A 12,775-nucleotide genomic window follows, 5' to 3' on the forward strand; every position below is an offset into this window, starting at 1 on the left:
GGACGACGTCGGGGGTGTCGTCCCACAGCGGCAGCACGCGCAGGCGACATCGCGCGCGCGACCCTGGACGCGACGGACGGGAGGCGCGGTGCCGGACCGGCACCGCGCCTCCCGTCCGTCGGGTGGTCGCGTCAGGACGCGCCGGTCATGCCCGCACGTCTGCCGGAGCAGCGTCCGGCGAGCCGGCTGCGTCGGCCTCGTCGAGCCCCGCACCCTTCGTCTCACGGACGAAGAACAGCGCGACCACGGTCACCACGGCGGCGAGCGTCAGGTAGAGCCCGACCCAGACGATCGTGCCGTCCGGCTGCCACAGCGCCAGGGCGATCGTCGGAGCGAGCGACGCCCCGAGGATCGACGCCACGTTGTAGGCGATCGCCGACCCGGTGTAGCGGACGTTCGTCGGGAAGAGCTCCGGCAGCAGGGCCCCCATCGGACCGAACGTCAGGCCCATGAGCGAGAGCCCCACGACCAGGAACGTGACGACGGTGATCGGCCCGGTCGACGCGGCGAACCAGAACTGGAACGTCAGGCCGAACAGGGCGATGCCGATCGTGGTGGGGATCAGCGTGCGTCGGCGGCCGTACCTGTCGGCGAGCCACCCGGCGATCGGGGTGAAGACGCCGAAGAACACGACGCCGATCATGAGCAGCGTGAGGAACTCGCCCCGGCTGTACCCGAGGCCGACCTTCGGCACCAGCGGGCCGGCCTCGGCGGCGGTGGTGCCGTAGGACAGCGTGAACGTCGTCATGAAGTAGAAGAGCACGTAGGTCGCGACCATGCCGAAGGTGCCGACGATCAGGGCCTTCCACGAGGTGCGGAACACCCGTCCGAGCGGCACCTTGGCGACCGAGCCGGACTCCTGCACGCCGCGGAACACCGTGGACTCGACGAGCTTGAACCGGACGTAGAGGCCGACGATCACGAGGACGGCCGAGAGCAGGAACGGGATGCGCCAGCCCCACGCCTGGAAGTCGGCGTTCGGGGTGCCGTCCGCACCGGCGGGCATCGCGGCGTTGATCGCGATGAACAGGCCGTTCGCGAGCAGGAAGCCGATCGGGGCGCCGAGCTGCGGCATCGACCCGAACACACCGCGCTTGCCCTTCGGCGCGTTCTCGGTCGCGAGCAGCGCCGCGCCGGACCACTCGCCGCCGAGCCCGACGCCCTGGGCGAAGCGCATCACGGCGAGCAGGACCGGTGCCCAGATGCCGATCGACGCGAAGGTCGGCAGGCAGCCGATCAGGAACGTGGCGGTCCCCATCACGAGCAGCGACGCGACGAGGGTGGCCTTGCGACCGACACGGTCGCCGAAGTGGCCGAAGACGATCGACCCCACCGGGCGGGCGAAGAACGCCAGGGCGAACGTGACGAAGGACGACAGCTGCGAGGCCGTCGGGTCCTCGTTGGGGAAGAACAGCGTGGGGAAGACGAGGACGGCGGCGGTCGCGTAGACGTAGAAGTCGTAGAACTCGATGGAGGTTCCGACGAGGCTGGCGATGATCACGCGGGAGCGCGGGTTGCCGGTGGCCTTCGTGTCGGTCGTGGCGGCGGGTGCCGGGGCGGCGGTCATGTACGGGGACTCCGAGGGGAGCACTCACGAGGAGCGCGGCGGTGTACCGAGGCTGCGGACACCGGTCGGTCGCGCGGGGTGGCGCGGGCTCGGACCGGGTGCGTTCGGTGGGTGGTGGACCGCTCGTGACGGAACCCTCACCTTACGACACCCGTCGCGCAGCTGGAAATCGGCCGGGAGGCCCGTGGCAGCGTCCGCGCGTCGCGGAGCGTCCGTCAGCCGCCGCCACCGCCGTCAGCCGGCCACGACCGTCAGCCGGCCACCGCCGTCAGCTGGTCGCGCCGGTCTCCAGGTGCGCGGGCAGCTGGTGGCCCATGCGGTCGCGCTTGGTGTCGAGGTACCCGGCGTTCTGCGCGACGACGCCGACCACGAGCGGGACCAGCGACGACACCGCGATGCCGTGCTCCTCGAGCTGCCGACGCTTCTCGGGGTTGTTCGAGAGCAGTCGGACGCGGGCGATGCCGAGGTCGGTGAGGATGCCCGCCGCGCCGCCGTACTCGCGGGAGTCGGCCGGCAGTCCGAGCGCGAGGTTCGCGTCGAGCGTGTCGAGACCGTCCTCCTGCAGGCGGTAGGCCTTGAGCTTGTTGATCAGCCCGATACCGCGTCCCTCCTGCCCGCGCAGGTAGATCACGACCCCGCCCTCGGTGGCGATGGTGTCGAGCGCGGCGTCGAGCTGCGGCCCGCACTCGCACTTCAGCGACCCGAACGCCTCGCCGGTCAGGCACTCCGAGTGCACGCGGACCAGGGCGTCGTCCCCGGGGGCCGATCCGTCGGGCAGCGCGGCAATGATCGCGACGTGCTCGGCGCTCGTGACGAGGTCGCGGTAGGCCCGCATCTCGAACGTGCCGTGGGTGGTCGGGACGGTGGTCGCGACCTCGAACTGCACCGGGCTGCCCGGGGTGGGGGAGGTGAGGGCGTCGGTCATGGGGTGCTCCGGTCGTTCTGTGCCTGGTCGGCGGTCCTGGTCGTCGCGGCCGTCGACGTCGCGTCGTCGGCACGGGCGGTCCGGGCGCGGTGGGGTCGAGCGCGGACCAGGAGGTCGGGTCCCAGGCTGGTGGTCGATGTGATGTCCAACGGGTGGCGGTCGCCGATGCTTCCCACGCCGACGTCACCGATCGCGACGCGCGGGCCACCGAGCAGCACGGGCGCGAGGTACACGAGCAGCTCGTCGACGAGGCCCGCGGCGACGAGCGCCGAGGCCACGGTGGGACCGCCCTCGACGAGGACGCTGTGCACGCCGTGGTCGCGCAGGGTGCGCAGCGCGGCGGCGAGGTCGTGCCCCGGCAGGGCGAGCAGGCCGCGTGGGTGGCGTCGGACGGCCGCGTCGTCGGGCACCGCTCGGTCGCCGACGACGACGGGGAGCGGCTGGTCGGCGAGCAGTTCGCCGGCGTCGCCGCGTGCGGTGAGGCTCGGGTCGTCGGCGAGCACGGTGCCGGTGCCGACCAGGATCGCGTCGTGGGCGGCACGCTGCTCGTGCACGTGCTGTCGGGCTGCCGCGCCGGTGATCCACTTGCTCGTGCCGTCGGCGGCGGCCGCGCGACCGTCGAGGCTCGACGCCCACTTCACGGTCACCCACGGGCGCCCGGTGCGGACGGACAGCAGCCAGCGCTCGAGGAACGCCTCGGCCTCGTCGGCGAGGACGCCGCTGACGACCTCGACGCCGGACGTCCGCAGTCGCTCGGCCCCGCCGCTCGCCTGCTCACCCGGGTCGTCGACGGCGTAGACGACGCGGCCGACGCCGGCCTCGATCAGGGCGAGCGCGCAGGGGCCGGTGCGACCGACGTGGTTGCACGGCTCGAGCGTCACGACGGCGGTGGCGCCCCGCAGCTGTTCGGCGGGCACCTTCGCCATCGCGTCGACCTCGGCGTGCGGGGTCCCCGCGCCCTTGTGCCAGCCCTCGGCGAGGACGTCCCCGGCGGGGGAGAGGAGCACGGCACCGACGCGGGCGTGGTCACCGACGACCGGTCCGAGCGCGGCGAGCTCGAGGGCGCGGCGCATCGCCCGGAGTTCCTCGGGGCGGGCGCGCGGGTCGGACGGCGACATCACGCTCCGACACTACCGACGAGGCGTCGATGACGCGTCACCTTGCTGTCCCCTGTCAGCGAACGACGCCGCGGGCCAGGGCAGGTCGGACGCAGGGACGCCGTCCGCGCGACGGAGGCCGGTCCACGCGGTCGTCGGCCCGCCGTCCCGGTCCGGGATCCGGGCGGTCCCGGTGCCGGTGAACGAGAAGCCGCCGGCGCGGGCCACCGAGGCGGAGCCGACGTTGCCCTCGTAGCACTCCCAGTACACGTCGGGCGCCCCCTGGGAGAACGCCCACGCGACGACGAGCTCCACCGCCGCGTGCATCAGCCCCTCGCCACGGGCCGTCGGTGCGAGCCAGAAGCCGAGGTCGCGGTGCTCGGTGCGGAACGACACCACACCCTCGAGCCACGTCGACCCCGGGCGCCGGATGCCCCACGTGTACTCGCGGTCGGACGCCCACCCCGGGCCGACCAGCGCGTCGACGAAGGTCTGCGCGTCGCGGTCCGTGTACGGCGTCGGGACGGTCGTCCACCGCACGACCGACGGGTCCTGGCAGCCCCGCGTGATGGCCGCGGTGTCGGACCGGGTCGGCACCGTGAGGTGCACCCGGTCCGACGACAGCGTCACGGGGAGCATCGTCAGCCGCGCGAGCGGGGCACGAAGCCGATGCGGTCGTACACGCGGGCGAGCGTGGCCTGCGCGATGGACTCGGCACGCTCGGCGCCGACGGCGAGCAGCCGGTCGAGCTCCGCAGGGTCGTCGAGCAGTTCGAGCGTCCGGGCGCGCACGGGCTCGAGCTCGGCGACGACGGCGTCGGCCACGGCACCCTTGAGGTCGCCGTAGCCCTTGCCGACGAACTGTTCCTCGAGCGACGCGACCGGGGTCCGCGTGAACGCCGACAGGATCGCGAGCAGGTTGGTCACGCCGGGCTTCTCCTGGCGGTCCGCCCGGATCTCGCGCTCGGTGTCGGTGACGGCGGAGCGGATCTTCTTCGCGGTGCGCTTCGGGTCGTCGAGCAGGCGGATGAGGCCGTTGTCCGACGCGGCGGACTTGCTCATCTTGCTCGTCGGGTCCTGCAGGTCGTAGATGCGTGCGGTCTCGGTGCCGATCTGCGCCTTCGGGACGACGAAGGTGTCGCCGAAGCGGGAGTTGAACCGGGTCGCCAGGTCCCGCGTCAGCTCGACGTGCTGTCGCTGGTCGTCGCCGACCGGCACCACGGCGGTGTCGTAGAGCAGGATGTCCGCCGCCATGAGGACCGGGTACGTGAAGAGCCCGACCGAGGCCGCCTCGGCGCCCTGCCGTGCCGACTTGTCCTTGAACTGGGTCATGCGGCTCGCCTCGCCGAACCCCGTCAGGGTGTTCAGCACCCAGGCGAGTTCGGCGTGCGCCGGCACGTGCGACTGCACGAACAGGGTCGACTTCGTCGGGTCGATGCCGGAGGCGATGTACTGCGCCGCGGTCGCCCGGGTGCTCGCGCGGAGCTCCGCGGGGTCCTGCGGGGACGTGATCGCGTGCATGTCGACCACGCAGTAGATGGCGTCGTGGTCGTCCTGCAGGTCGCGCCACTGCATGAGCGCCCCGACGTAGTTGCCGAGGTGGAGGGATCCGGCCGACGGCTGGATGCCCGAGAAGATGCGCGTCTTGGTCATGAGGGTGTTCCTGTACTGCGTGGAGGGGAGGGGGTCAGAGCTCGTAGTCGACGACCACGGGGGCGTGGTCGGACCATCGCTGGTCGTACGCCGCAGCGCGGTCGACCGTGCAGCTCGTGACCTTCGCGGCGAGGTCGGGGGTGGCCACCTGGTAGTCGATGCGCCATCCGGAGTCGTTGTCGAACGCCTGCCCGCGCCACGACCACCACGTGTAGGGACCGTCGACGTCGCCGGCCTGCTCACGGCCGACGTCGACCCAGCCGAGACCCGGCGCGGTGGACCCGTCGGCGCCCTCGACCTGCTCGCCCTCGGCGCCGAAGAACCGCGAGAAGTAGGCGCGCTCCCGCGGCAGGAAACCGGCGCGCTTGACGTTGCCCTTCCAGTTCTTGATGTCGCGCTGGTCGTGCCCGACGTTGAGGTCGCCGACGACGACCGCGAGCGGGTTGTGCTCGCGCAGCGCGGGGAGCCGCTCGGTCATCCCGTCGAGGAACTTCCACTTCTCGTCCTGCTTGGGGGTGTCGACCTCGCCCGAGTGGACGTAGCAGGACACCACCGTGACCGTGGTGCCGTCGAGCTCGTAGTCGGCCTCGATCCAGCGCCCGGCGGAGTCGAAGTCGGACGGGCCGAGCTCCACACGGTGGACGTGCGCGCGGTGCCGCGAGGCGATCGCCACCCCCGCGCGGCCCTTCGCCGTCGCGGGGTCGTGCACGATGTCCCACTCGTCGCCGAGCAGCCCCGCCAGGTCGTCGGTCGAGGCGCGGACCTCCTGCAGGGCGAGCACGTCGACGTCGCGGGTGGCGAGCCAGTCGCCCATGCCCTTCCGGAACGCGGCGCGGACGCCGTTCACGTTGACGGATGCGAGGCGCAGGCGTGTCATGCCGACCACCCTACCGACGCGGGCCGACGGCTCCGTCGCAGCCCGTCGCCGTGGGTCGCGACAGACGGACGGGAGGCACGGTGCCAGCTGGCACCGTGCCTCCCGTCCGTCACGTGGTCGCGTCGCGCGACCGACCTGCTCAGGCCGCGTCGTGGTCCGTCTGCAGGAACTCGACCAGGCTGTCGGCCGTCGTCTCGGCGTCGTCGCCGGTCACCGTGAGGGTGACCTCGTCGCCGTTCTCGATGCCCAGGCCGAGGAGCGCGAGGATGCTGCCCGCGTTGCCGGACTTGTCGCCCTTGGCGATCGTCACCTGGTGACCGGACGCGGTGACGGTCTGGACGAAGAGGGACGCGGGGCGGGCGTGCAGGCCGGACGCGCTGGCGACGGTGACGGTGCGGGTGGCTTCGGACATCGATGGACTCCTGTCGACGGGTGGTGCGCTCATGCTAGCGAGCGCGTGGTGGGCGGTCCCGGGGACCGGCGCCGGTCAGTCGCGACCGGGCCAGAGGACCTCGGTGCCGGCGGCCTCGACCTCGCGCACGAGGTCGGCGTTCACGCCGGGGTCGGTGATGATCGTGTCGATCGCGGCGAGCGGCGCGACGCGACCGAACTCCTCGCGGCCGAACTTGGTGTGGTCCGCGAGCAGGATGCTCCTGCGGGCGGACTTGATCATCGCGCTCTTCACGGCGGCCTCGGCCATGTTGTGGGTCGTCAGCCCGCGCTCGGGCGTGATGCCGTTGATGCTGATGAAGGCGACGTCGACGCTGACCATGCCGATGAGCTGGTGCGTCCACGTGCCGACGCCGGCGAGCGAGTCGCTGCGGATGTTGCCACCGAGCAGGTGCAGGTCGATGCCGGACCGGTTCGCGACGGCCATGGCGACCGGCAGCGAGTGGGTCACGACGGTGAGCCCGCGGTCGGTGGGGAGCATCTCGGCCAGGCAGATCGTCGAGGTCCCGGCGTCGATCATCACCGAGCCGTTCTCCGGCAGCTCGGCGAGGGCCGCCTCGGCGATGACCATCTTCTCGGCCTGGTTGATGCCGCCGCGGTCGCCGACGCCCGGGTGCAGGGTGATCCGCTCGACGGGGATCGCGCCACCGTGTGCACGACGGACGAGCCCACGGCGCTCCAGGCTGGTGAGGTCACGACGGATGGTCTCGGGCGTGACCTCGAGCAGCTCGGCGAGGTCCTTCACGTCGACCCGTCCCTGCGACCTGGCGCGCTCGACGATGCGCTGGTGGCGCTCTGGTGCGTACATGGACCTCGTCGTCTCGGTCGATCGGCCTGCTCGGAACAGAACGGGCATGCTCGGGCAGACCGGCGCCGGATCCGTCCGGATCGCTTCGTCCGCCAGACGCAAACGGGCATCTGTTTCTGCATTTTTATCCCCGGATGTGTTTGTTTGTCAACGCGGATCGGGGTAGTGTGCTGCCAAGCCGCACGGGCGTGGTCCGTTCGTGTCGCTGCGCACCGAACGAACCACCCCCACCGTGAGCGCGTGGAGATGAAGGAGTCTCGAATGTCCGAACTGCTCGGCACCGGCGTCGGCCGTGGCGTCGCCCACGGCCCCGTGCTCCGCATGGCGGACCCGCTCGGCGAACCCTCGAAGGACGCGCTGGCCGGCACGGCGGACGACGCGAAGCACGCCGTCGCCGAGGCGCTCGCGGCCGTGGCCGAGGACCTCAACAAGCGCGGACAGCTCGCCGGCGGCGACGCCCAGGCCGTGCTCGAGGCGCAGGCGCTCATGGCGCAGGACCCGACGCTCCTCGACGACGTGCACGCCCGCATCGACGGCGGCACCAATGCCGAGCGTGCGGTGTTCGAGGCATTCGGCCAGTTCCGTGACCTCCTCGTCGGCATGGGCGGCTACATGGGGGAGCGCGCGGCCGACCTCGACGACGTGGCACAGCGCATCATCGCGAAGCTCCGCGGTGTCCCCGCCCCGGGCGTCCCCGAGTCGGACACCCCCTTCGTCCTCGTCGCCCGTGACCTGGCGCCGGCCGACACCGCGCTGCTCGACCTCGACAAGGTGCTCGCCCTCGTCACCCGTGACGGCGGCCCGACCTCCCACACCGCGATCCTCGCCCGTGCCAAGGGCATCACCGCGATCGTCGGCGTCACCGGCGCCGACGACCTGTCCGACGGCACCCACGTCGTCGTGGACGCCGCGGCCGGCACCGTCGTCACCGACCCGTCCACCGAGCTCGTGGCCGACGTCGACCAGCGCATCGCGGACCGCCTCGCCGCCGCCGCCGCACCGCTGACCGCCGGTGCCCTCGCCGACGGCCACACCGTCCCGCTGCTCGCGAACCTCGGCAGCCCCGCCGACGCCGCCGGCGCCGTTGCTCTCGGTGCGGAGGGCGTGGGGCTCTTCCGCACCGAGTTCCTCTTCCTCGACTCGCCGAAGGCGCCGACCGTCGAGCAGCAGACCGAGTCCTACCGCCAGCTGCTCGAGGCGTTCCCCGGCAAGAAGGTCGTCGTCCGCGCGCTCGACGCCGGCGCGGACAAGCCGCTGCCCTTCCTCACCGACAAGGACGAGGAGAACCCGGCACTCGGCCGTCGCGGACTGCGCGCGCTGCGGAACCACGAGGAGGTCCTCCGCGACCAGCTCACCGCGCTCGCCCAGGCCGACGCGGCGACCGAGGCCGACCTCTGGGTGATGGCACCGATGGTCGCCGACGCCGAGGAGACCGAGTACTTCGTCGACCTGGCCCGCGAGCTCGGCATCCGCACCGCCGGTGTCATGGCCGAGGTGCCCTCGCTCGCACTCATGGCCGAGCAGGTCTTCACGAACGCCGACTTCGTGTCGATCGGCACGAACGACCTGACCCAGTACACGATGGCCGCCGACCGCATGCTCGGCACCGTCGCGTCCTACCAGGACCCGTGGCACCCCGCCGTGCTGCGCCTCGTCGCACAGCTCGGTGCGGCCGGCGCCGACGCGGGCAAGGCCGTGGGCATCTGCGGCGAGGCCGCGGCCGACCCGCTGCTCGCCGTCGTGCTCGTCGGCCTCGGCGCCACCACCCTGTCCATGACCCCCGCGGCCCTGGCCGACGTGCGCGCCGAACTCGGCAAGCACTCGCTCGAGCAGGCCCGCGAGATGGCGAAGGCGGCACTCGCCGCGAGCACCGCGGCGGCGGCCAAGTCCGCCGCGGCTGCCGCGCACGCCGTCTGACCCGACCAGCTCCACCCCACGCAGCACCCGCACCACCGCAGCACCAGCACCACCGCAGCACCCCTTCACACCGCAGCAGCACCCATCACAGAAAGCCAGGCACATGACAACGTCGTCCGTTGCAGCGCCCGACGCACCCGCGAAGTCGCGGGGCGGCGCACGCGTCGCCGTCCAGAAGTTCGGCACGTTCCTCTCCGGCATGGTGATGCCGAACATCGCGATCTTCATCGCGTGGGGCCTCATCACCGCCTTCTTCATCGAGACCGGGTGGACGCCCGTGGGCGTCCTCGGCGGTTTCGGTGAGACCGACGGCGTGGCCAACATCGGTCTCGTCGGCCCGATCCTGACCTACCTCATCCCGCTCGCGATCGCCTTCCAGGGCGGCCGGATGATCTACGAGACCCGCGGCGCCGTCGTCGGGTCGATCATGGCGATGGGTGTGATCATCGGCGCCAACGGCACGATCATGATCCTCGGCGCGATGATCTGCGGCCCGCTCGGCGCGTGGCTCATCAAGCAGATCGACAAGATCTGGGACGGCAAGATCAAGCCCGGCTTCGAGATGCTCGTGAACAACTACGCGGCCGGCATCCTCGGCTTCGTGCTCGCGCTCGTCGGCTTCTTCTGGCTCGCGCCGCTGTTCAAGCTCATCGCCGAGGGCCTCGGTGCCGCGGTGAAGTTCCTGGTCGACAGCTCGCTCCTGCCGCTCGCCAGCGTCATCATCGAGCCCGCCAAGGTCTTCTTCCTGAACAACGCGATCAACCACGGCGTGCTCGACCAGCTCGGTGCGCAGCAGGTCCAGGAGTCGGGCAAGAGCATCCTGTTCCTGCTCGAGGCGAACCCCGGCCCGGGTCTCGGCATCCTGCTCGCCTTCACCTTCTTCGGTGTCGGCATCGCCCGCTCGACCGCTCCCGGTGCGATCCTCATCCAGTTCTTCGGCGGCATCCACGAGATCTACTTCCCGTACGTGCTGCAGAAGCCGGTCCTGTTCCTCGCCGTCATCCTCGGCGGTGCGACCGGTGTCGCGACCAACGTCGCGTTCCAGTCCGGCCTGGTCGCGCCGGCTTCGCCCGGTTCGATCATCGCCGTCCTCACCGCCACGGCGAAGGACAGCTACGTCGGCGTCATCCTCTCGGTGATCCTGTCCGCGGCGGTCTCGTTCGCGGTGGCCTCGTTCTTCCTGCTCGCCAGCCGCAAGCGTGACCTGGCGAACAACGGTGGCGACATGAGCGCCGCGATGGCGAAGCTCCAGGCCAACAAGGGCCGCGACGTCAACGCCGCGACCTCGGGCCTGCTCGGCAACAACGCGCCGGCCAACGACGAGGAGGCCGAGGCCGCGCTCGGTGGCGTCGGTTCGGCGTCCACCGCGACGGCGACCCGGGTCGAGAGCGTCGTGTTCGCCTGCGATGCGGGCATGGGCTCGAGCGCCATGGGCGCCAGCGTCCTGCGCAACAAGGTCAAGAAGGCGGGCATCGAGGGCGTCACGGTCGTCAACAAGGCGATCGCGAACCTCGACGGCACCGAGGACCTGATCATCACGCAGGAGGAACTGACCGACCGTGCGAAGCAGAAGAACCCGAACGCACAGCACGTGTCGGTCGGCAACTTCATGAACGCGCCGCAGTACGACCAGGTCGTCGACCAGCTCAAGAACCAGTAACGAAGTGCAGTATCGGAGGGGACGGGTGCGAACCCGTCCCCTCCACCACGTCCGTCGAGAACAAGGAGAACCCCGATGCCCGTCCTGCAGGAGAGCCAGATCCGCATCCACACCGAGGACACCGCCCCGACCAAGTCGGAGGCGATGAAGGAGGCGGCCGAGATCCTCGAGGCTGCGGGCGCGGTCACGGCGGACTACTACCCGGCGATGCTCGAGCGTGAGAAGAGCGTCTCGACGTACATGGGGAACTTCCTCGCCATCCCGCACGGCACGAACGACGCCAAGGACGCCATCAAGTCCTCGGCCCTGTCGTTCATCCGCTACGCCACCCCGATCGACTGGGACGGCAACCCCGTGCGCTTCGTCGTCGGCATCGCCGGCGTGAACAACGAGCACCTCGACATCCTGTCGAAGATCGCGATCGTGTTCTCGGACGAGGACGAGGTCCAGAAGCTCACCGACGCGCCGGACACCGCCGCGATCCTGTCGATCCTCGGTGAGGTCAACGAGTGACCGGGACCGCCGTCCACTTCGGCGCCGGCAACATCGGGCGCGGCTTCGTCGGGCTCCTGCTCCACGAAGCTGGCTACGAGGTCGTCTTCGCGGACGTCGCCGCGCCGCTCATCGACGCCCTCGCCGCCGCCGACTCGTACACCGTGCACGAGGTCGGCCAGGGCGCACAGGACCACGAGGTCACCGGCTTCCGTGCCGTGAACAGCGCGCAGGACGAGGCCGGCGTGGTCGCCGAGGTCGCCGCCGCCGACATCGTGACCTGCGCCGTCGGGCCGACCGTCCTGAAGTTCATCGCCCCGGTCATCGCGAAGGCGCTCCAGCAGCGCGACGCCGGTGCCGCGCCCCTCGCCGTCATGGCGTGCGAGAACGCGATCAACGCGACCGACCGCCTGCGCGAGTTCATCGTCGAGGCGCTCCCGGCCGAGTCGCGCGACGAGGCCCTGGCCAAGGCCGTGTTCGCGAACACCGCCGTCGACCGGATCGTCCCGGCCCAGCCCGAGGGCGCCGGCCTCGACGTGACGGTCGAGACGTACTTCGAGTGGGCCATCGACCGCACGCCCTTCGGCGGGAACGAGCCGGAGATCCCCGGTGCGCACTACGTCGACGGGCTCGCCGCGTCGATCGAGCGCAAGCTCTTCACGGTGAACACCGGACACGCCACGGTCGCGTACCACGGCTTCCTCGCCGGCGCCGACAAGATCTCGGACGCGATCGCGATCCCGGCCGTGCGGTCGGAGCTCGAGTCGGTGCTCGCCGAGACGAGCGACCTGCTGGTGCGTCGTCACGAGCTCGACCCCGAGGTGCACCGCTCGTACGTGCAGGCGATCATCGGCCGCTTCGAGAACCCGCACCTGCCCGACACGGTCACCCGCGTCGGTCGGCAGCCGCTCCGCAAGCTGTCGCGTGACGAGCGCTTCGTCTCGCCCGCGGCCGCCCTCGCCGAGGACGGTACCGAGCCGACCGCGCTGCTCGACGCGATGGGCGCTGCGCTGCGCTTCGACGTCGCCGACGACGAGCAGAGCGTCGAGCTGCAGCAGCTGCTGCGTTCGGACCGCTCGGACGCCGACGTGGCGACGGAGATCACCGGGCTCGACGCACAGCACCCGCTGCACGCGGCGTTCACCGACCGGGTGCGGTCGGCGCGCGGCTGACGCGACGACACGACGCTCTGGAGGCGCGGTGCCGGCCGGCACTGCGCCTCCCGTGCGTCCGGGTACCGCGCCGCCCGCGAGACGCCGCGCTGCCCGCGAGACGCCGTGCTGCCCGCGAGACGCAGCCGGATCCGACGGTGTCTCGCCGACCCGGCGGC

11 protein-coding genes and 1 pseudogene are annotated in these 12,775 nt (G+C 71.5%); 4 read left to right on the forward strand and 8 right to left on the reverse strand.

Features of this window, described 5'->3' with window-relative positions:
- Positions 1 to 145 precede the first annotated feature (145 nt).
- The 8 genes and pseudogenes from ACH0A8_RS02870 to ACH0A8_RS02905 form a co-directional block, all read right to left on the reverse strand.
- A complete protein-coding gene (locus tag ACH0A8_RS02870; protein WP_066655129.1) occupies positions 146 to 1,567 on the reverse strand; it encodes an MFS transporter in 1,422 nt (473 codons plus the stop codon).
- Positions 1,568 to 1,835: 268 nt separating this feature from the next.
- Positions 1,836 to 2,459, reverse strand: a pseudogene (ribA, locus tag ACH0A8_RS02875) (GTP cyclohydrolase II); the annotation flags it as partial.
- A 29-nt stretch (positions 2,460 to 2,488) separates the two neighbouring features.
- Entirely contained in the window at positions 2,489 to 3,610 is a 1,122-nt protein-coding gene (gene ribD, locus ACH0A8_RS02880) for a bifunctional diaminohydroxyphosphoribosylaminopyrimidine deaminase/5-amino-6-(5-phosphoribosylamino)uracil reductase RibD (RefSeq protein ID WP_406906523.1), read from the reverse strand.
- A 12-nt stretch (positions 3,611 to 3,622) separates the two neighbouring features.
- Entirely contained in the window at positions 3,623 to 4,219 is a 597-nt protein-coding gene (locus ACH0A8_RS02885) for a GNAT family N-acetyltransferase (protein WP_251155520.1), read from the reverse strand.
- Positions 4,220 to 4,230: 11 nt separating this feature from the next.
- Positions 4,231 to 5,241, reverse strand: a complete 1,011-nt coding sequence (gene trpS, locus ACH0A8_RS02890; RefSeq protein ID WP_066655123.1) for a tryptophan--tRNA ligase — start codon at positions 5,239 to 5,241, stop codon at positions 4,231 to 4,233.
- Positions 5,242 to 5,275: 34 nt separating this feature from the next.
- Positions 5,276 to 6,118, reverse strand: a complete 843-nt coding sequence (locus ACH0A8_RS02895) for an exodeoxyribonuclease III (protein WP_066658424.1) — start codon at positions 6,116 to 6,118, stop codon at positions 5,276 to 5,278.
- Between the two features lie 139 nt (positions 6,119 to 6,257).
- Complete coding sequence (locus ACH0A8_RS02900) at positions 6,258 to 6,530, reverse strand: HPr family phosphocarrier protein (protein ID WP_066655121.1); 273 nt, start codon at positions 6,528 to 6,530, stop codon at positions 6,258 to 6,260.
- A 75-nt stretch (positions 6,531 to 6,605) separates the two neighbouring features.
- Complete coding sequence (locus ACH0A8_RS02905) at positions 6,606 to 7,376, reverse strand: DeoR/GlpR family DNA-binding transcription regulator (protein WP_058728882.1); 771 nt, start codon at positions 7,374 to 7,376, stop codon at positions 6,606 to 6,608.
- A gap of 261 nt (positions 7,377 to 7,637) precedes the next feature.
- Between ACH0A8_RS02905 and ptsP the strand changes: the two genes are divergently transcribed.
- The 4 genes from ptsP (at position 7,638) to ACH0A8_RS02925 (ending at position 12,617) form a co-directional block, all read left to right on the forward strand.
- Complete coding sequence (gene ptsP / locus ACH0A8_RS02910) at positions 7,638 to 9,293, forward strand: phosphoenolpyruvate--protein phosphotransferase (protein WP_400339069.1); 1,656 nt, start codon at positions 7,638 to 7,640, stop codon at positions 9,291 to 9,293.
- 103 nt (positions 9,294 to 9,396) lie between these two features.
- Complete coding sequence (locus ACH0A8_RS02915) at positions 9,397 to 10,953, forward strand: PTS mannitol transporter subunit IICB (protein WP_066655119.1); 1,557 nt, start codon at positions 9,397 to 9,399, stop codon at positions 10,951 to 10,953.
- A gap of 75 nt (positions 10,954 to 11,028) precedes the next feature.
- A complete protein-coding gene (locus ACH0A8_RS02920; protein ID WP_022907882.1) occupies positions 11,029 to 11,466 on the forward strand; it encodes a PTS sugar transporter subunit IIA in 438 nt (145 codons plus the stop codon).
- Entirely contained in the window at positions 11,463 to 12,617 is a 1,155-nt protein-coding gene (locus tag ACH0A8_RS02925) for a mannitol-1-phosphate 5-dehydrogenase (RefSeq protein ID WP_251159547.1), read from the forward strand. The genes ACH0A8_RS02920 and ACH0A8_RS02925 overlap by 4 nt, the downstream gene beginning before the upstream one ends.
- Positions 12,618 to 12,775: the final 158 nt, after the last annotated feature.

Origin of the sequence: Curtobacterium sp. 179-B 9B NHS, from assembly GCF_045370965.1 — a bacterium.
Taxonomy (GTDB): domain Bacteria; phylum Actinomycetota; class Actinomycetes; order Actinomycetales; family Microbacteriaceae; genus Curtobacterium.

Bases quoted from the DNA above. Each gene is read 5' to 3' on its own strand.
- ACH0A8_RS02870 (WP_066655129.1), bottom strand. From the start codon at position 1,567: ATGACCGCCGCCCCGGCACCCGCCGCCACGACCGACACGAAGGCCACC.
- ribD (WP_406906523.1), bottom strand. From the start codon at position 3,610: ATGTCGCCGTCCGACCCGCGCGCCCGCCCCGAGGAACTCCGGGCGATG.
- trpS (WP_066655123.1), bottom strand. From the start codon at position 5,241: ATGACCAAGACGCGCATCTTCTCGGGCATCCAGCCGTCGGCCGGATCC.
- ACH0A8_RS02895 (WP_066658424.1), bottom strand. From the start codon at position 6,118: ATGACACGCCTGCGCCTCGCATCCGTCAACGTGAACGGCGTCCGCGCC.
- ACH0A8_RS02900 (WP_066655121.1), bottom strand. From the start codon at position 6,530: ATGTCCGAAGCCACCCGCACCGTCACCGTCGCCAGCGCGTCCGGCCTG.
- ACH0A8_RS02905 (WP_058728882.1), bottom strand. From the start codon at position 7,376: ATGTACGCACCAGAGCGCCACCAGCGCATCGTCGAGCGCGCCAGGTCG.
- ptsP (WP_400339069.1), top strand. From the start codon at position 7,638: ATGTCCGAACTGCTCGGCACCGGCGTCGGCCGTGGCGTCGCCCACGGC.
- ACH0A8_RS02915 (WP_066655119.1), top strand. From the start codon at position 9,397: ATGACAACGTCGTCCGTTGCAGCGCCCGACGCACCCGCGAAGTCGCGG.
- ACH0A8_RS02920 (WP_022907882.1), top strand. From the start codon at position 11,029: ATGCCCGTCCTGCAGGAGAGCCAGATCCGCATCCACACCGAGGACACC.